This window comes from Pseudomonas sp. 02C 26 (assembly GCF_002843585.1).
Lineage (GTDB): Bacteria > Pseudomonadota > Gammaproteobacteria > Pseudomonadales > Pseudomonadaceae > Aquipseudomonas > Aquipseudomonas shirazensis.
In genome coordinates, this window is the sequence record NZ_CP025262.1 from 5,015,972 (window position 1) to 5,033,514 (window position 17,543).

Sequence of the window (17,543 nt, forward strand, 5' to 3'; positions counted from 1 at the left end):
TAATGGGTATCAGAGTTGATGTGCTGCCACTGACCGTGAACACGCCGGGCCATGCCGTGCTGCGGATCACCGGCTGGGAGGGCGCGAGTGACGGCCTGGAGCTGTCCCTGCAGAGCAGCCAGACCCACGAGTTCCTCCACCCCGGCGCACGCTGGGGCAACGTCGCCCATGGTTTCAAGCTCGATGCCTTGCAGCCGGTGGACGGCGCGCCGGGCCTGGAAACGCGCATTGGTCCTGAGCTGATCGACCCCTTGCTGGAAGCCAGCGGCACCGCCAACTTCCGCGTGGAGCTGAGCGATCCGCAGCAAGGCCAGAGCGACATGGGCATGCTGCGCATCAACAACGAGGTACTGCCGTCGACTTCGGGTGCACCACAGCAGACTCCGCCCCCGCTGCCGGTTCCACCCGCACCTGAGCCGATCGCGCCAGCGCCAGTCAGCGTGCCTGAAGAACCTGTAACCACAGCCGTTGAACCGGAGCCGACCCCAGAGCCGGTAATCAATATCAGCAAGCCGATCTCCCCTGCTCCGGCCAAGACCGGCAACCGCTGGCTGCTGCCGCTGTTGCTGGTGGTTTTGTTGCTGCTCGCCGCAGGCGGCGCCTGGTGGTGGTTCAACAAACAACCAACCGCACCGGTCGAAGCACCGAAGCCCGAGCCCAAGACCGAACAGCCAGCGCCCCCTGCGCCCACTGCCGCCCTGCCCTGCACCCTGGAAAGCATGCAGAGCGAAGGCGAGATCCCGTTCGTCCAGGCCTGCATCCAGAACGCCCCAGGCTCGGCCGCGCTGCTGGAAGTGATCAACCAGGCCAAGGCCAGCAACCACTGCGGCGTTGCCCAGCGGCTTTACGCCAACCGCGCCCAGGGCGGCGACATCGAAATCGCCAGTGCCTATGCCCGCGAGTACGACCCCAAGTACCACCAGCCCAGCGAATGCTTCAAGGCGCCAGACAACGCCACCGCAGCCTACTGGTACGAGACCATTCTCGGTTTCGATGAGAACAACGCCGAAGCCAAGCAACGCTTCGAGGAGCTCAAACCATGAGCCTGCGCAGCCTTGGCGCCGCCCTGCTGGCCTTGAGCCTGAGCCCGGTGCTGCACGCGGCCGACAAGCCGCTGCTGCAAGAGGGCAAGAAAACCCTGTTCCAGCGCGTGCTGACCACCCCCGGCTGCAAGCTCAGCGATGCCGCCGGCGCGGCGCCGGGCAGCGCCCAGCCGACCTTCAGCCGCTTTTATGTGTACGAGCGCGCGGCGGTGGACAACCGCCAGTGGCTGCGCGTCGGCCCGGATACCCAGGGCAAGAGCATCGGCTGGCTGCCGGGTGACTGCACTGTCGAATGGAAAATGCAGCTGACCCTGGCCTTCACCAACCCGGCCAACCGCGACCGGCTGATGTTCTTCAAAGACCGCAGCCAGCTCGAAGGCATCCTCGATGCGCCCGACCCGGTCAGCAAGGTGGCGCCATTGCGCGCCCAGCTCAAGAACGGCAAGGAAGCGCCTGGGGTATTGGCCCAGGAGCCGGAGTACTTCGTCGACCTGCAGAAAAACTTCTACCTGCTGCCGGTCCTGAGCGGCGAAGAAGTGATGACTGAAGAAGGCTTCCGCACGCGCATCCTCAACGTCGCCTCGGTGAGCAAGGCCGACGCGGCCAGCAGCGCGGCACCTGCGGCCGGCAGTGCTGCCAGCCAGGCTGCCGCCAACACCCAGATGAAAGCGTTCAGCGCGGCGGTAGTATTCGTCATCGACTCGACCATTTCGATGGACCCGTACATCGACCGCACCCGCGAAGCGATCAAGCGTGTCTACGCCCAGATCGAGAAGGAGAACCTCGGCCAGCAGGTCAAGTTCGGCCTGATCGCCTACCGTTCCAGCACCCAGGCAGTGCCGGGCCTGGAGTACGTCAGCAAGATGTACGCCGACCCCAACACGGTCAAGGACGGTGCCGACTTCCTCAGCAAGGTGGCGGACCTGAAGCAGGCCAAGGTCTCCAGCAAGGTCTTCGATGAAGACGCCTATGCCGGGGTCATGCATGCGGTCGACAAGGTCGACTGGAGCCAGTTTGGCGCGCGCTACGTGGTGCTGATCACCGATGCCGGCGCGCTGGATGGCGGCGACAAACTGTCCAGCACCGGCCTTGGCGCCGAGCAGGTCAAGATCGAAGCCAGCAACCCTGGCGTTGCTCTGTACACCTTGCACCTGAAGACCCCAAGCGGGGCCAAGAACCACGGCAGCGCCGAAGCGCAGTACCGCGCCCTGTCGACCTACCCCGGCACCAACACCTCGCTGTACTACCCGGTCAATGCCGGTGATGTCGACGAGTTCGGCCGCAAGGTCGACAGCCTCGCTGGCGCCATCACCCAGCAGGTCCGTTCGGCGTACATGGGCGAAGACGCCGTTGGCAGCGCCACCAATGCCAAGGCCAGCCCCGCCGAGCAGAAAATGCTCGAAGACGCCGCGCTGATTGGCCACGCGATGCAGCTGGCGTACCTGGGCAAGGCCAGCGGCACCCAGGCGCCGCCGGTGTTCGAGGCGTGGATCAGCGACCGTGACCCGATCAAGCAGAACGTGCCCACCACCGATGTGCGGGTGCTGCTGACCAAGGCGCAGCTGAGCGACCTCAGCGACGTGCTCAAGCAGATCCTCGACGCCGCCAACGAAGGCATGATCTCGCCCAGCGAGATGTTCACCCGCCTGCGCGCCGTGGCCGCAACCATGGGCGCCGACCCTAACCAGCTCAAGCAAGACGCCCGCGTGGCCGACCTCGGTGTGCTCGGCGAGTACCTCGATGGCCTGCCGTACCAGAGCGAAGTGCTCAACCTCGATGAAGAAACCTGGAAAGGCTGGGACGGCCTGGCCCAGGAGAAATTCATCCGCAACCTGAGCACCAAGCTGCGCCACTACCAGCGTTACAACGCCGATGTTGACCGCTGGGTGGCGCTGGCCCCGGGCGCCGACAGCCGCGACAACGTCTACCCGGTTCCTCTGGAAATGATGCCCTGACCACTTATGCTCGAGATCAAGGGATTGCGTGTGGTCCGCGGCCAGGGACCACAGTCACACGCCGTGCGCCTGGATGCGCTGCAGTTGCGCGCGGGCGAGGTGTGGGCGGTAAACGGCGAGAGCGGCTGCGGCAAGAGCACGCTGCTCGAAGCCATCGGCCTGCTGCTCAAGCCTGAGCGACTGGACTGCTACCGGCTCGGCAGCGAGCAGCACGACGTTGCTCGGCTGCTGGCCAGCGAGCAGCACGCGGCCTTGGCTGCACTGCGCTCGCGCGAGCTGGGTTTCGTCCTGCAGAGCGGCGGCTTGCTGCCGTTTCTCAGCGTGCGCGACAACATCCTCTTGCCGCGCCGTCTGCTCGGTCTGGACGCGCACAGCCATGCGGTCGACAAAGCCGTCGCAGCGCTGAGCCTGACGCCATTGCTGGACAAACTGCCGCAGGCACTGTCGATCGGTGAGCGCCAGCGGGTCGCCTGCGTGCGCGCCATCGCCCACGAACCGCGGGTGCTGCTGGCCGACGAACCAACCGCCGCGCTTGACCCACACAACGCGCAGCGGCTGTTCGAGTTGCTGCTGGAGCTGGTTGCCGAACTGGGCCTGAGCGCCTTGCTGGTGTCGCACGACTGGGCGCTGGTCGAGCGCTTTGGCCTGCCGCGTCTGGGCGCGATCAATGGCCAGGGGGAGACCCGTTTTGAACCCTTGGTATAAGCGCCTGGCGCTGCTGGTCAGGCTGTCGCTGGCCGACCTCTGGCATGACCGCAACGTGTCGCTGTGCATGGCCGCGTCGCTGGTGGCGGTGATCGCGCCGTTGCTGTTGCTGTTCGGCCTCAAGCATGGGGTAGTCAGCCAATTGCAGCAGGAGCTGCTCAGCGACCCGCGCAACCTCGAAGTGAAGATGCTCAGCAGCGGCCATTACGACCAGGCCTGGCTGCAACGCCTGCAACAACGGCCCGAGGTTGGCTTTGCGATTGGCCAGACCCGCTCGCTGAATACCCAGGCCGACCTGCTTGGCGAGCGTGGGCGCTTTGTCGACAACGTCGAAGTGATCCCCACCGCAGCCAACGACCCGCTGCTGGCCAGCGAATTCAGCGCACTGCAAGCCGATCAACTGATCCTCAGCGAGCGCGCGGCACAGCGCCTCGAAGCCAAGGTCGGCGACAGCGTGCGCCTGCGCGTCAGTCGCCGCCTCAACGAAGTCAATGAACGTGGCGAGCGCACTCTGCGCGTGCAGGCGATTGTCGCCGCTGTGCGCTTTGCCCGCCCGGCGGCGTTCGTCAGCCCTGAGCTGCTGCTGGATCTTGAGCATTACCGCGACGGCTATCTGGTGCCTGCGTTGGGCGCCGGCAGCGGCCAGTCGCTGGAGGCGGTCGGAGTCGGCTATGCCCGTGCGCGGGTCTATGCACGCGATATCGACAGCGTCGCGCCGCTGGAGCAGTGGCTCAATCAACAGCGCATCGAGACCAGCAGCCGGCTGGCTGAAATCGACAGCGTCAAAGCCATCAACCATGTGCTGGGGCTGATCTTCGGAGTCATCGCCGGCGCTGCCCTGATCGGCTGCATTGCCTCGTTGGTGGGGGCGTTTCTGGCCAACATAGACCGCAAACGCCGCGACCTGGCGGTGCTGCGCCTGCTCGGCTTCACCAGCAGCGCGGTGGCCGTCTACGTGGTGCTGCAAGCGCTGCTGCTGAGCCTGACCGGGTTTGTCGGCGGGCTGGCCTGTTATTACCTGGGCAGCCTGCTGTTCGACCAGTTGCTCGGCAGCAGCCAGGCGACCGGCGCCTTTATTTGCCATATCACTGTCTGGCATGGCCTGGTGGCCCTGCTGCTGGCCTTGCTGGTCGCTGGCCTGGTTGCCTTGATCGGCGCCGTGCGGGCGATACGGATCCAACCTGCGGAGAGTCTGCGTGAACTGTAAAACCTTTGCTCGCCTGGCCCTGGCGCCCCTCGCGCTTGGCTTCGCCCTGGACGCCGCAGCAGCGAGCTGGGACGAGAAATTCTACAACCCCATGGCCGATGCCGACGATGTCGTGCTGCCGATGCCGTGTGACGGCGCGATGGTGTTTCGCAAGGTGCTGATCCCGGTGGTCGGGCCGCTCGACGACTACCCGATCAACATCGGCGCCGACAGTGCCGAGTACGGTTATGTCGAGCAGACCCGACCAGCCTTCATCGCCGGCAGCTTCACCAGCGCCAAGGGCGACAAGTCGCGCTATTACCTGCTGGCCAAGTACGAGATGACCCAGCTGCAATACCGCGCCCTGACCGACGAAACCTGCCCGACACCGTCCAACAAACAGCGCCTGCCGGTGGTCTCGATCAGCTGGCTGGACGCCTTGCAGGCCGCCGACAAGTACAACCGCTGGTTGCGCGCCAATGCTGCCGACAAGCTGCCCCGCGAAGACGGCGCGCAGGGCTTCGTGCGCCTGCCGACCGAAGTCGAGTGGGAGTTTGCCGCACGCGGTGGATTGCAGGTCAGCACCGCCGAATTTCGCGACATTCGCTACCCGATGGCTGACGGCCTGAACGCCCACGAATGGTTTGCCGGTGCGCAATCGGCCAACGGCCAGCTGCAGTTGAGCGGCCTGCTCAAGCCCAATCCGCTGGGCCTGCATGACATGCTCGGCAACGCCAGCGAGATGATGTTCGAACCGTTCCGCCTGAACAAACTCGACCGCCAGCACGGCCAGGCCGGCGGCTATGTCGTGCGTGGTGGCAACTACCTGACCAGCGAAGCCGAGCTGCGCACTGCCCTGCGTCAGGAAGAGCCCTACTACAACGCCGAAGGCGCGGTGACCAAGAAAACCAACGGCATGCGCCTGGCGCTGGTGTCGCCGACCCTGACCTCACGCGAACGGGTCAAGGCCATCGAGAAGAGCTGGAGCAGCCTCGGTAACGACCAGCCGGCCGCCGACAGCAAGGACAAAGGCACGGTCAAGGCCCTCGAAGCGCTGGCCTCCAGCGTGCAGGACGAGGCCCTCAAGGGTCAGTTGAAAACCGTCGAAAACCAGCTGCGCGCGAGCAACCAGCAGCAACAGGAAGCCCGCGACCAGGCCATCCGCGCCAGCCTCAACCTGGGTGCGTTCCTTTGCACCAAGATGCTCGACGACGGCCAGTACCTGGACTTCCTGCAGAAAAACTACGCCGCCAACTGCAAGGCCGGCGAAGAAGACCCAACCTGCGGCATGCGCAAGAGCAAGCTCGACGAGCAAAGCGCGCGCCTGCACAAGCTCAGCCGTTACTACGCAAGCTCGCTGGTCGAATCCGGCTCGCTGTATGGCAAGAGCCTGCTCGAAGCGCAGGTGCCGGTGCTCGAAGGGGTGCTTACCGCCAACAACAATCTCAAGGAACTGACGCCGTACCTGCGCGCCCATTGGGCCAACCAGGTGTCGTTCCTCAAGTCGCAGAAAATTGATACCAACGCCTGGCTGAACAGCTGCAAAGCCGTCGCCCACTGACACCACAAGGAAGCGTAATCGTGATGCACAGCAAAACCGCTCGTAGCAGCTCCTGGATGAGCCTGATGATGGCCGCCTGCCTGGTCCTGACCGGCTGCGCCAGCACCGGCAGCTCGATGCTTGGTGACAGCGGCGGCGGCAAGGCCGACCCGCGCCTGACCTCGGGCGCCGACGCCAAATTCTTCAGCACTTCGGGATACCAGGCCTGCGCCGTGGCCGCCGGTGCCGGCGTGCTCGCCTGCGTACTGTCCAACTCGGGCAACAAGGCTGCCTGCGCGGTGATCGCCGGGGTTGCCGCTTGCGGTGTGGCCATGGGCGCCAACTACTACCTCGACCAGCGCCGCACGCAGTACGCCGACACTACCCAGCGGCTGAACGCGATGACCGGCGAAGTGCAGAAAGAAAACGCCAAGGTGGTCGAGCGCAGCAACACCCTGCAGCGGGTGATTGCCGACGACAAACAGCAGATTGCCGACATCCAGAAGAGCATCAAGGCCAAGACTCTCGACAAGGCCAAGGCGCAGCAGGAGATCGCCAATGTCGATACCAACATCGGCCTGATGCGCAAAGACCTGGGCAACATGAAAAGCCGCGTCACCGAGTTCGAGAAGGTCGCCAAACTCGAGCGTGACGGTGGTGCCAGCCCGGCCGAAGTGCAAAAGGTCGAGGCCGAGATCGCCAAGATGAACAACAAAGTCGTCGCCCTGCAGCAGGAAGTCGACGGCCTCTACAACCAGCGCTCCGCGATCACCCTCGGTTAAGGAACAGCCCATGTCACTTCGTCATTGCCTGGGCCTTGCCCTGCTCGCCAGCCTCGGCGGTTGCGCCACCACTGCCTCGCAGTGCAACGCTACCGACAATAGCGCCAGCCTGGTCAGCAAGCTCAATTGCGACTACGGCGGCGGCTATGCCGAAGGCGTGCGCAACAGCGAGCAGCAGTTGGTCACCGCGCAGGAGCAGAACCGCCAGTTCAATCAGGTGTTCAGCGAGCTCAGCGCCCTGCAGAGCTCGACCCGCCAGGACCTGGCCGGCCAGCAACGCCAGCAGGCCAACCTGGAGAAATCCCTGAACGGGCTGCTGGCCACGCTCAAGAGCCGCCATGGCAACAAGCAGGAGGTGCAGCAGCAGATCGCCAGCCTCGAGCAACAGCTGAAGAACCGCCAGGCGGCGCCAATGCAGAACGCCAGCAGCGCGCAGGTCGAAGCGCGCAAGCAGGAGCTCAAGGCCCTGCAGCAACAGGTCAGCCGTTTACAGCTGAGCCTGGGTTACGAGTAAGCCCTTCGGCAGCTACGGCTGCCGATCCTTTTTCAGGATATCCACATGCAGCGGGTCACCCGCGATACCCGACCCGCGCAGGACGATCCGCGGGTGTTGGAACAGGCCATGGCGATCATCGTCAGGCACTTCCCGGCCAGCATCGCTCATCTCTACGCCACCCCGCGCACCGGCCAGGACGGTGTGCGTGAATGGTGGTCGCCGCTGGAAGGCCAGCCGCAGCGCTATCACGACCTCGCCAGCGAGCAGCAGACCAACTTGCTGCGCGTCTATGACCAGCGCCAGGACGCCCTGCGCCAGTTGGTCGGCGAGCTGAAGGAACGTGGCCAGGAGCAGGAGGCGAGCGTGCTGCGCGCGCTGATCGGCCCGGCCAACCTTGAGCACCTGTACAGCGTCAATGGCGAGCCACTGCTGGTGCGCTGGGCACAGCCGGCGCCGGTCAAGCCAGCACCGGTGGCGGCAGCGCCAGTGCCCGCACCGCGCCCGCGCCGCTGGATCTGGTTGCCGTGGTTCCTGCTGCCCTTGCTCGGCCTGTTGCTGCTGGCCCTGGCCTTGTGGTTAGGCTGGCCGTACCTGCAACGCTGGTATGAACAGCGCGAGCCGGCCAAATTTGCCTGCATGAAAGACGATCAGGCGCTGCCCCCGGAGTTCTCGGTGGTGCTGGATACCTCCGGTTCGATGCTACTGAGCGTCGCAGCGACGGCGGAGGACGAGCAGTGGTTCTTCCAGAACATCGCCGACCCCGCCATCGACCAGGCGCGAGTCGCCGAGGTTACCCGCGCGCCGGTACGCATCGATGTCGCCAAGCAGAGCCTCAAGCAGATGGTCGATGATCTGCACCCGGCCATCGACACGCGCTTCATCACCTTCGACGGCTGCCGAGCGCCGCTCGACCATGGCCTGTTCACCCCGGCCCAGCGCCCCGCGCTGATCAGCGGCATAGAGGGCCTGGTGCCGAACGACGGCACCGCCTTGAGCGCCAGCCTCGAGCTTGCCGCAAAAAGCATGAACGGCCGCGACCGCGATGGCGTGATCGTAATGTTCGTCGACGGCGCCGATGGCTGTGGCGAGGATGTCTGTGCAGTCGCTCAGCGCATCGCCCAGGAGCAGCCGCGGCTGCGGGTCAATCTGGTCAATATCAGCAACAACAGCCTGGCCAACTGCATTGCCGACAGCACCGGCGGCCGGGTCTACAGCGGCGATAACGCCGTGCAAGTGGCGGCCGCGCTGAAACAGGCGAGCCAGGAAGTTTCCAGCAGCAACAACTGCAACTAGGACGATCGATGCAACGGGTAAACCGCGACAGCCACGCCAGCCAGGACGCCGCCGCTGCACTCGAGCAGCGGGTAGCGTTGATCCGCCAGCACTTCCCGCCGGCCATTGCTCACCTATATGCCATTCCCCGCCAGGGGCGTGATGGTGTGCTGGAGTGGTGGTCGCCGCTGGAAGGCCAGCCGCATGTGTATGCCGAGCTGGGCCGCGACCAGCAGGCAGCGCTGCTACAACGCTATGAAGAGCGCCAGGCCGCAGTCGGTCAGTTGGCCAACGAGCTGCAGCAGCGTGGTCAGACCCAGGCAGCAGGCGCCTTGCGCAGCCTGATCGCGCCGCCTGATCTGGGCAACCTCTACAGCATCAACGGCGAACCGCTAGTGATCCGCTGGGGGCAGGCCGTGCCGGTGGCCGCGCCACCGCCGCCGCCACCGCCTGCACCAGCACCCAAGCCGGCGCCGCCCGCAGCCAGGCCGGCACCGCAGCCCAGGCCTGCGCCACCGCCCAAGGCCGTACCTGCGCGGCGCCTGCGGCTGTGGCCATGGCTGCTGTTCGGCCTGCTGCTGGCGTTGCTCTATGCGCTGTGGTTGAACTGGCCAATGCTGTGGGCGCGCTGGCAGGCCGATCACAGCGCCATGTGCACGCCGGGCGCTGGCTTTCAGGCTTCGGAGTTCGCCGTGGTGCTGGACACCTCCGGCTCGATGAACGAACGCATCCGCGTCAAGCGCGCAGACGACCCGTGGTACATCAGCCTGCTGGCGAAGATCCCGGTGGTCGAGCAGTTTCTGCCGTCGGGCAAGGCCCCGCCGACGACCCGCCTGAACGTGGCCAAGACGGCCCTGGGCGCGGTCATCGAAGACCTCGACCCGAAGGTGGCGATGCGCCTGGTGACCTTCAATGGCTGCAAGTCGCCCGTCGATCATGGCGTGTTCGCACGTGACCAGCGCGCAGATCTGATCGACCGTATCGCCACGCTCAACGCACGCGGCGGCACTGCGCTCGGGGTCAGCCTGGAGGCGGCAGCGGCCAGCATGGACGGGCGTGAGCGCGACGGCGTCATCGTGATGTTCGTCGACGGCCGCGACAGCTGTGGCACCAGCATCTGCAAGGTCTCCGAGCAGATCGCCCAGAACCAGCCACGGCTGCGGATCAACATCGTCAACATCAGTGCCAGCACCGGTTCCAACTGCGCTGCCAGCAATACCGGTGGCCGGGTGTATACCGCTGATGATGCAGCTGCGGTGGCCGCCGCGTTGGAACAAGCCAGCCGCGAAGTCTCGCAGGGCAACGGCTGCTGAAGCGCAAACGGGCGCACGCCGTGCGCCCGTTTGCAGCCATGACGTTTTTCAATCGACTCCATGCCGTTTTCCGCGTTGCCGTGCAAGGCGCCTTGGCGGATGCTTTATTTACCTGAGCATCCCCCCATTCGCGCACCGAGGCCTGCATGAAAACCGTCGACGAAATCCTCAAGAGCAAGGCACAACACCAGACCGTCTACACCATCGGCCCAACCGAGTCGGTGCTGGCGGCGCTGAAGCTGCTCGCGGAAAAAAACATCGGTGCCTTGCCGGTGGTTGAAGACGGGCGCGTGGTGGGCATCGTCAGCGAACGTGACTATGCGCGCAAGCTGATGCTCAAAGGCCGCTCGTCGCCGTTCACTACAGTGGCCGAGATCATGACCGCAGCGGTGATCACGGTTGAGCCCAAAACCAAGCTCGATGAGTGCATGCAACTGATGACCGACCGCCATCTGCGCCACCTGCCGGTGGTCAGCGAGGGCAAGCTACTCGGCTTGCTGTCGATCGGCGACCTGGTCAAGGAAACCATTACCGAGCAGGCCAACCTGATCAGCCAGCTGCAACAGTACATTCGCGGCGAGTGAAGGTTGTTTCAGTGATAGGCGCTTTCCAGCTCGTCCAGCTGATGGTCGAAGCTGCGCAGGCGCGCTGACCAGGTGTACACCAGCACTTCCAGATCACGGTTGAGCACTGCCGTGCCGCCCTTGCCGGCCACCGGCCCGTCGCCCAGATCCAGCTGGTAGCGCTCACGGGCCATGGCCGTAGCCACGCTGGAAAGGTCGCGGGCAAATGCCAGCCAGTGCTGGTGCGGGTCGTGGATTTCACGGTCGAGCTCGCGGCATTGGCACTTCAGCGCATCCAGGCTTTGCTCCAGCGGCGTGCCCTTGAGCTCGCCCATGACCTCTTCGAAGGTGCGCCCGGAGTGCCAGTAACTGCCCCAGAAATAGCGGTCGAACACGGTTTCGACCCGGCGCAGGGCAACTTTGGTGTTCCAGATGGTGACCAGGGTATGGCCTTGGCTGAGTTCGCGCCTGTTCAGCTGCAAGTGCTGCCAGGCGATCCAGGCCAGCCCGCAGAGCGCCGCTGCCGCGGTGACCGCAGCAGCGGCGTACAGAAACTGTACGGCCTGGTTCAGCTGATGGGTGTGCCGGATACCGTAGAAGTAGCCGGTGGTCAGGGTGCCGAGGATTGCCAGGAGGCACCAGAAACCGGCTGCATAGGGATCTTTCATCACGCTATCCCCTTGTTGTTTTACCTCAGCATAGCAACGCCACTTCACCCATCAGGTGCCGCTCGGCGCTTTATTTGCGGGGGCGACGCAGGGCTTCGTTGAGTTGATCAAAGGGGATTGCCCAGTCGGCGTCCTCAAGCACCGCTTCTTTGAGGAATGCGCGCTGCGAGTCGCTCCAGAACGGCGCATCGACCAGCTTGATTTCGTTTTTCAGCGGCGAGTGCGAGGTGATGAACTGGTCGATGCTCTGCGCATCGTGGTCCAGCCCCAGTTGCATGAACAGTTCGGCAAACTGATGAGTCGGTGCTTCCATGGGTGCCTCCTCGCCAAGCTGGCCGTCGACGACGCCGGCCTGGCGCTGGTTGAGTGAGAGATGAGGTGGCCGCAGCCACCTTGCTCAAAGATAGACACCAGCCAGGCCACTCAAGGTCGAAGCAATTTGCACTTTTTATCCGACAAGCGTCACAGCGGCGCCCGGCGCAGTGTGGCGAGGAAAGCTGCAGCGCCGACAAACAACCCGGCAAAGGTACGGTTCAGGCGCTTCTGCTGTTTAGGCGTGCGCAGCAGCCGCAGCACCCGCGAGGCCAGCCCGGTGTAACCAGCCATCACCAGCAGGTCGACGCAGACCATGGTCGCGGCAATCGTCAGGTACTGCGGCAGCAGCGCCTGATGCGGGTCGATGAACTGCGGTAGCACGGCGAGCATGAACACCAGTGCCTTGGGGTTGCTGACATTGACCAGCAAACCACGGAACACCAGGCTCAGCGGCTTGCCGATCGGCCGTATCGGCGACTCGGCGCTCATATCCATGGGCAGCGCGCGCCATTGCTTGTAGGCGAGGTACACGAGGTAGAACACGCCGAACCACTTGATCACCTGAAACGCCGTAGACGAGGCGGCGAGGATGGCGCCGACGCCGGCTGCAATGATCGCGATCTGCAGCAACAGACCGAGTTGCAGGCCCAGGGCGTTCCAGTAACCGCGCCAGAAACCGTACTGCAGGCCGCTGGACATCGAGGCAATCGCCCCCGCCCCCGGCGACAGGCTGATCACCCAGCACGCGGCAAAGAACGCCAACCACGTTTCCATCGACATGTAGCACCTCATAGCGGATATGTTGCAAAACATTAAGCTAAGAGGTTGGCGGCGAAATCACCAGCGTTTTTTTGTGGGTTTGCAGCAGGTGCGGCTAACGTCAGTCAGCCTGGACAGCAACATCCTTGGCCACACCCGGCACCTCGCTGCCACGCCAGCGCCGTACGCACTTCTGGAAGAACTGGCTATTCGGCACCTGCACCAGCGCGCCGCCGGCATCGGGCATTTCCATCAGGGTGGTGAACAGCAGGTTGATCGCAATCACTCGGCCCTTCACGCCCGGCTTGTCGAGGGTTTCCACCAGCTCGACGACGTCACCGATACGAAACGGGCCGACAGTAAAGATCAGCACGGCGCAGAGCAGGTTGGACAACACGCTCCACATGGCGAAGAACGCCACCGCCGCTACGGCGACAAACCCTGAAAGCGCGGTCCAGAGCACGGTGGCCGAGACGCCAAGACGCTCCAGCACAAACAGCAGAGCACTGCCCATGATCAGCCAGCGCAGGCCGCCACGTACCGGTACCAGCAATTCTGGTGGCAGTGGATAGCGTTCGCCCAGCCGGCTCAGGCAACGGCCGACAAAACGTTGCAGGATGAACGCTGCGGCGAGGATCAGCAGAATCTGCGCGCCTAGCCACAGCGAGTCCATCCATTGCCCCGGCAGCAGGCCGTGCAGGTCTTCCATCAGGACAACGCCTCAAGTTCGGCCTGCATGCTTTCGAGCAGCTCAAGTGCCTCCATCCAGGCTTCTTCAAGCTCGGCTTCGCGCTGCTTGAGTTTGCTCTGACGGCCGAGCAGGTCACGCAGAGCATCCTTGCGCGATTGCTCGTAAAGGCCGCTGTCGGCCAGGGCCGTGTCGATCTCGGCCAGCTGACTGTGCACCTGGCCCAGCTCGGCTTCGAGCTTGTCGGCAGCGCGCTTGTGCGGTGCCAGTTGCTGGCGCAGGGCTGCGGCGGCCTGACGCTGGGCCTTTTTGTCGGTCTTGTCCGGGTTGACCGGGGTGCTGCTGACCGGCGCGTTACGCTGGCGGTAGTCGATCAGCCAGCGGCTGTAGTCATCAAGGTCACCGTCGAAGGTATCGACCTTGCCGTCGGCAACCAGCAGGAAGTCGTCGGTGGTGCTCTTGAGCAGGTGACGATCGTGAGAGACCACCACCACTGCCCCGCTGAACTCCTGCAAAGCCATGGTCAGCGCCAGGCGCATTTCCAGGTCGAGGTGGTTGGTCGGTTCGTCGAGCAGCAGCAGGTTGGGCCGTTCCCAGGCGATCAGGGCCAGGGCCAGCCGGGCTTTTTCACCACCGGAGAAGTTCACCACCGGCTCCTCGGCACGCGGGCCGTGGAAGTCGAAGCCGCCGAGGAAGTCGCGCAGGGTTTGCTCGCGCTCGGTCGGGGCAATCCGCTGCAGGTGCAGCAGCGGGCTGGCCTTGTCGTCCAGCGAGTCCAGCTGATGCTGGGCGAAATAGCCAACCGAAAGGTTCTCACCGCGCACCAGGCGCCCGCCCAGCGGCTGCAGTTCGCCGGCAAGGTTCTTGATCAGGGTCGACTTGCCGGCACCGTTGGGCCCGAGCAGGCCGATCCGCGCACCCGGCGTGAGCTGCAGCTTGACCTTCTCCAGCACGGCGGTGTCGCCGTAACCCAGACGGCCTTCGGAAAGGTCGAGCAAGGGGCTGGAGATTTTTTGCGATTCGCGGAAGACGAAGTCGAACGGCGAGTCGACGTGCGCTGCCGACAGCTCTTCCATGCGTTCCAGGGCCTTGATCCGGCTCTGCGCCTGACGGGCCTTGGTCGCTTGCGCCTTGAAGCGGGCGATGTACTTTTCCATGTGCGCGCGCTGCGCCTGCTGCTTCTCGTAGGCCTGTTGCTGCTGGGCCAGACGTTCGGCGCGGGTGCGTTCGAAGGCGCTGTAGCCACCCTTGTACAGGGTCAGCTTGCGCTGCTCGACGTGGAGCACGTGGTCGACCACCGAATCGAGGAAGTCGCGATCGTGGGAGATCAGCAGCAGCGTGCCCGGGTAGCCCTTGAGCCAGTCTTCCAGCCAGAGGATGGCGTCCAGGTCCAAGTGGTTGGTCGGCTCGTCGAGCAGCAGCAGGTCGGACGGGCACATCAGGGCCTGCGCCAGGTTCAGGCGCATCCGCCAGCCACCGGAGAAGTCGCCGACGCGGCGGTCCATCTGCTCGTTGCTGAAGCCAAGGCCGGCCAGCAACTTGCGTGCACGGGCATCGGCGGTATAACCGTCGGCGCCCTCCAGTTCGCTGTGCAAGCGGGCCAGCGCAGTGCCGTCGTGGGCTTGCTCGGCCACTGCCAGCTCGGCCTGGACCTGACGCAGGCGCAGGTCGCCATCGAGCACATAGTCGACTGCCACGCGCTCGAGGGTATCGACCTCCTGACGCATGTGCGCGATGCGCCAGTCGCCGGGCAGCTGGCAATCGCCGCCGTCGGGCGTGAGCTCGCCGCGCAGCAAGGCGAACAGGCTGGATTTGCCGGCGCCGTTGGCACCGATGAGGCCGGCTTTATGACCGGCGTGCAGCGTCATCTCGGCGCTATCTAGCAGGCGCTGCGGACCACGCTGTAAAGTGAGGTTGGTTAGTCTGATCATGATGGTCGCGGAGTCTACCAGCTTCCTCGGCCGCTAGCGCGAGTGGAACCATGCACACCGACCTGTGGAATTATGCCCTGGCCCTGTACGCCCGGCCCGAAGTTGAAGCGGCTTGCCTGCAACTGCAGGAGGACGGCGCCGACGTGTGCCTGCTGCTCTGCGCAAGCTGGCTGCATGCGCGCCGGGCACGCGTCAGCGATGAGCGCGTGTGCGCCCTGCTGGGGTTAGCTGAGCCGTGGCGAATCGAGGTGGTCCAACCACTGCGCACGCTGCGTCAGCAATGGCGTATGGCAGCGCAGGGCGATGCCGCGCTGGCACTGTTGCGGGAGCAGTTGAAGGGCTTGGAACTACAGGCTGAAAGAACCTTGCTCGAGCGTTTGCAGGCGTGCTCGCAGCAATGGCCCGCAGGCTCGGACGAGACCGCGGACGATTGGCTGGTCCGGCTGGCGCCGGACCTGTGCCGCGACCACGGCGCGCTGGATCAATTGCGCGCCGCAGCGTCAGCCCTTCAGGACGCCGAAGACGGCGACTGAGCTGGGGTGTTGGCCGCTCCAGCAGGCGTTGCCGCTGGTGCTGCCGAGTTGGTGCTGGTTGCTGCGGTGCTGGCTTTGGCGTCGTCTGTTTTCGCAGCGGCTGGCTTGGCGGCAGCTGGCTTGGCAGCCGGTTTGGTTGCTGCGGCCTTGGCCGGTGCTTTGGCAACGACGGGTTTGCCTGCAGCGGCTTTAGCTGGTGCCTTGCTGACTGCGGGCTTGGCAGCAGCAGGTTTGGCTGCAGCCTTGGCGGCAACGGGTTTGGCAGCGGCAGGTTTGGCTGGCGCTTTGGCAGCCGCCGGTTTGGCAGCGGCAGTCCTCGCTGGGGCTTTGCTGGCAGTGGGCTTGGCAGCTACTTTGGCCGGTGCTTTGGCAACGGCAGGCTTGGCTGCAGCGGCCTTGGCTGGTGCCTTGCTGGCAGCCGGCTTGGCGACAGCTTTAACAGGCGCTTTGGCAGCAGCTGGCTTGGCGGCGGGTTTGACCGCAGCGACTTTGGCTGGAGCTTTGCTGGCAGTGGTCTTGCCGGCTGCTTTGGCTGGCGCCTTGTTGGCAGCAGGTTCGGCAACAGTGCGTTGCTCGAGGGCCTTGGCGGCTGCTTCACGGACCTTGCCTACGCCTTGAGCGATTTTCAGGCTCTGCTGCGCATCGCGCTTGAGCTGCTGGATGTAGATGCGGGTCTGCGATTGACGCTCTTTGAGCGAGTCGAGCACTTCTTCAAGTTCGCTGGCAGCCTTGTGCGCCTTGTTCTGCGCCTTGGCTTTTCCAGCCTGGGCAGCGTCTTGCAGTTTCAGCCGCGAACCGTGCAGTTTTTCCTGCGCCTTGCCGCGTTGTTTTTCCAACTTTGCCAACAGTTTCTCTGCATCCGCCAGCGCTTGCGAGCAGGCATCTTCCAGATGTTCGAGCAGGCTACCGGAAAGTTGCTGGAGCAGGTGCAACGGCGTACTTACTGGCTTCTTCTTGGCCGACATGGTTTACCTCCTGGCTGATGAGATTGCGGCTCATACTATGCTTCTGCTGCTACCGCCGCTAGGGCATCTTGACAGTATTGCTGGGGCCGCGTTGCATGCCTGGGCAAAGTTGTTATGGTGCAGCTCGAGCAAGTGTAGTTGGCCCTTGTTCGGCTGTTGCTACTTGGCCATCGCGTCCGGAGTCGATCGTGTCCCGTTATCTTCTGCTCAGCCTCTGCCTGCTCGCGCCATTGAGTGTTGCCGCGCCGGCCAGCAATACCGATCAGGATATGGCCTACAGCCTGGGCGCGAGCCTCGGTGAGCGGCTGCGTCAGGAGGTCCCTGACCTGCAACTGGAAGCCCTGGTCGAAGGCCTGCGCCAGGCCTACCAAGGCAAGCCGCTGCGGCTCGATCAAGCACAGATGCAAAGCCTGCTCGAGCAGCATGAAACCGAGGCCCAGGGCAGCCAGGCACAAGCGGCTGAAATCCGCTTCATGGCCAATGAACGCGGCCGAGCCGGCACCCATGAGTTACCTGAAGGAATTCTTTACAGCGAGTTACAGGCAGGCACTGGCGCGCAGCCCAAGCCCGGCGGCAAGGTGCAAGTGCGCTACGTAGGACGTCTGCCGGATGGCTCGGTGTTCGACCAGAACCAGCAACCGCAGTGGTTCAGTCTGGACTCGGTGATCGAAGGCTGGCAGGCGGCGCTGCCAAAAATGAAGGCGGGAGCCAAATGGCGTTTGGTGATCCCTTCGGCGCAGGCTTACGGCGCCGACGGGGCGGGCGACCTGATCGCACCCTACACCCCGTTGGTATTTGAAATCGAATTGCTGGCAGTGGCCGACTGATC

18 protein-coding genes are annotated in these 17,543 nt (G+C 64.4%); 12 read left to right on the forward strand and 6 right to left on the reverse strand.

The window, feature by feature from the left end; genetic code table 11:
• Positions 1-2: 2 nt before the first annotated feature.
• The 10 genes from CXQ80_RS22885 to CXQ80_RS22930 all read left to right on the forward strand — a co-directional run bounded on the left by CXQ80_RS22885 (position 3) and on the right by CXQ80_RS22930 (position 10,876).
• Positions 3-1,043: a hypothetical protein gene (locus tag CXQ80_RS22885; RefSeq protein WP_101322607.1), complete on the forward strand. Its 1,041-nt coding sequence runs from the start codon at positions 3-5 to the stop codon at positions 1,041-1,043.
• The gene (locus tag CXQ80_RS22890) at positions 1,040-2,998 is read left to right on the forward strand and encodes a vWA domain-containing protein (protein WP_101322608.1); all 1,959 of its coding nucleotides are present in this window, start codon (positions 1,040-1,042) and stop codon (positions 2,996-2,998) included. The genes CXQ80_RS22885 and CXQ80_RS22890 overlap by 4 nt, the downstream gene beginning before the upstream one ends.
• A 6-nt stretch (positions 2,999-3,004) precedes the next feature.
• A complete protein-coding gene (locus CXQ80_RS22895; RefSeq protein ID WP_101322609.1) occupies positions 3,005-3,703 on the forward strand; it encodes an ABC transporter ATP-binding protein in 699 nt (232 codons plus the stop codon).
• Positions 3,687-4,910: an ABC transporter permease gene (locus CXQ80_RS22900; RefSeq protein ID WP_101322610.1), complete on the forward strand. Its 1,224-nt coding sequence runs from the start codon at positions 3,687-3,689 to the stop codon at positions 4,908-4,910. The genes CXQ80_RS22895 and CXQ80_RS22900 overlap by 17 nt, the downstream gene beginning before the upstream one ends.
• 91 nt (positions 4,911-5,001) lie before the next feature.
• A complete protein-coding gene (locus tag CXQ80_RS22905; RefSeq protein ID WP_262500185.1) occupies positions 5,002-6,450 on the forward strand; it encodes a formylglycine-generating enzyme family protein in 1,449 nt (482 codons plus the stop codon).
• 20 nt (positions 6,451-6,470) lie between these two features.
• Positions 6,471-7,211 carry a hypothetical protein gene (locus CXQ80_RS22910; protein ID WP_371918890.1) on the forward strand — a complete coding sequence of 247 codons (741 nt, stop codon included), beginning with the start codon at positions 6,471-6,473 and terminating at the stop codon, positions 7,209-7,211.
• A 10-nt stretch (positions 7,212-7,221) separates the two neighbouring features.
• The gene (locus CXQ80_RS22915) at positions 7,222-7,725 is read left to right on the forward strand and encodes a hypothetical protein (RefSeq protein WP_101322613.1); all 504 of its coding nucleotides are present in this window, start codon (positions 7,222-7,224) and stop codon (positions 7,723-7,725) included.
• 45 nt (positions 7,726-7,770) lie between these two features.
• The gene (locus CXQ80_RS22920; RefSeq protein ID WP_101322614.1) at positions 7,771-9,000 is read left to right on the forward strand and encodes a hypothetical protein; all 1,230 of its coding nucleotides are present in this window, start codon (positions 7,771-7,773) and stop codon (positions 8,998-9,000) included.
• Between the two features lie 8 nt (positions 9,001-9,008).
• On the forward strand, positions 9,009-10,292 hold the full coding sequence (locus CXQ80_RS22925; RefSeq protein ID WP_101322615.1) for a VWA domain-containing protein: 1,284 nt from the start codon (positions 9,009-9,011) through the stop codon (positions 10,290-10,292).
• Between the two features lie 146 nt (positions 10,293-10,438).
• Complete coding sequence (locus CXQ80_RS22930; RefSeq protein WP_101322616.1) at positions 10,439-10,876, forward strand: CBS domain-containing protein; 438 nt, start codon at positions 10,439-10,441, stop codon at positions 10,874-10,876.
• Positions 10,877-10,884: 8 nt separating this feature from the next.
• Here the strand turns inward: CXQ80_RS22930 and CXQ80_RS22935 are convergent, their stop codons facing one another.
• From CXQ80_RS22935 to CXQ80_RS22955, 5 genes are all read right to left on the reverse strand, one after another.
• Positions 10,885-11,523 (reverse strand): NADH:ubiquinone oxidoreductase subunit N, encoded by a 639-nt coding sequence (locus CXQ80_RS22935; RefSeq protein WP_101322617.1) that lies wholly within the window; start codon positions 11,521-11,523, stop codon positions 10,885-10,887.
• A 70-nt stretch (positions 11,524-11,593) separates the two neighbouring features.
• Positions 11,594-11,836, reverse strand: coding sequence for a DUF2789 domain-containing protein (locus CXQ80_RS22940; RefSeq protein ID WP_101322618.1), 243 nt, complete (start codon positions 11,834-11,836; stop codon positions 11,594-11,596).
• Between the two features lie 149 nt (positions 11,837-11,985).
• Positions 11,986-12,618, reverse strand: coding sequence for a LysE family transporter (locus CXQ80_RS22945; protein ID WP_101322619.1), 633 nt, complete (start codon positions 12,616-12,618; stop codon positions 11,986-11,988).
• 100 nt (positions 12,619-12,718) lie between these two features.
• A complete protein-coding gene (locus tag CXQ80_RS22950; RefSeq protein WP_101322620.1) occupies positions 12,719-13,306 on the reverse strand; it encodes a mechanosensitive ion channel family protein in 588 nt (195 codons plus the stop codon).
• Entirely contained in the window at positions 13,306-15,216 is a 1,911-nt protein-coding gene (locus tag CXQ80_RS22955; protein ID WP_101322621.1) for an ATP-binding cassette domain-containing protein, read from the reverse strand. Before CXQ80_RS22955 ends, CXQ80_RS22950 begins: the two co-directional genes overlap by 1 nt.
• 50 nt (positions 15,217-15,266) lie before the next feature.
• On the opposite strand from CXQ80_RS22955, the gene CXQ80_RS22960 reads away from it, so the two are divergent.
• Positions 15,267-15,749 carry a TIGR02444 family protein gene (locus CXQ80_RS22960; protein WP_101322622.1) on the forward strand — a complete coding sequence of 161 codons (483 nt, stop codon included), beginning with the start codon at positions 15,267-15,269 and terminating at the stop codon, positions 15,747-15,749.
• Here the strand turns inward: CXQ80_RS22960 and CXQ80_RS22965 are convergent.
• Positions 15,725-16,714 (reverse strand): AlgP family protein, encoded by a 990-nt coding sequence (locus CXQ80_RS22965; protein WP_101322623.1) that lies wholly within the window; start codon positions 16,712-16,714, stop codon positions 15,725-15,727. The two genes, CXQ80_RS22960 and CXQ80_RS22965, sit on opposite strands and share 25 nt — an antisense overlap.
• A gap of 188 nt (positions 16,715-16,902) precedes the next feature.
• On the opposite strand from CXQ80_RS22965, the gene CXQ80_RS22970 reads away from it, so the two are divergent.
• Positions 16,903-17,541, forward strand: coding sequence for an FKBP-type peptidyl-prolyl cis-trans isomerase (locus CXQ80_RS22970; protein ID WP_101322624.1), 639 nt, complete (start codon positions 16,903-16,905; stop codon positions 17,539-17,541).
• The last annotated feature ends 2 nt before the right edge of the window (positions 17,542-17,543 follow it).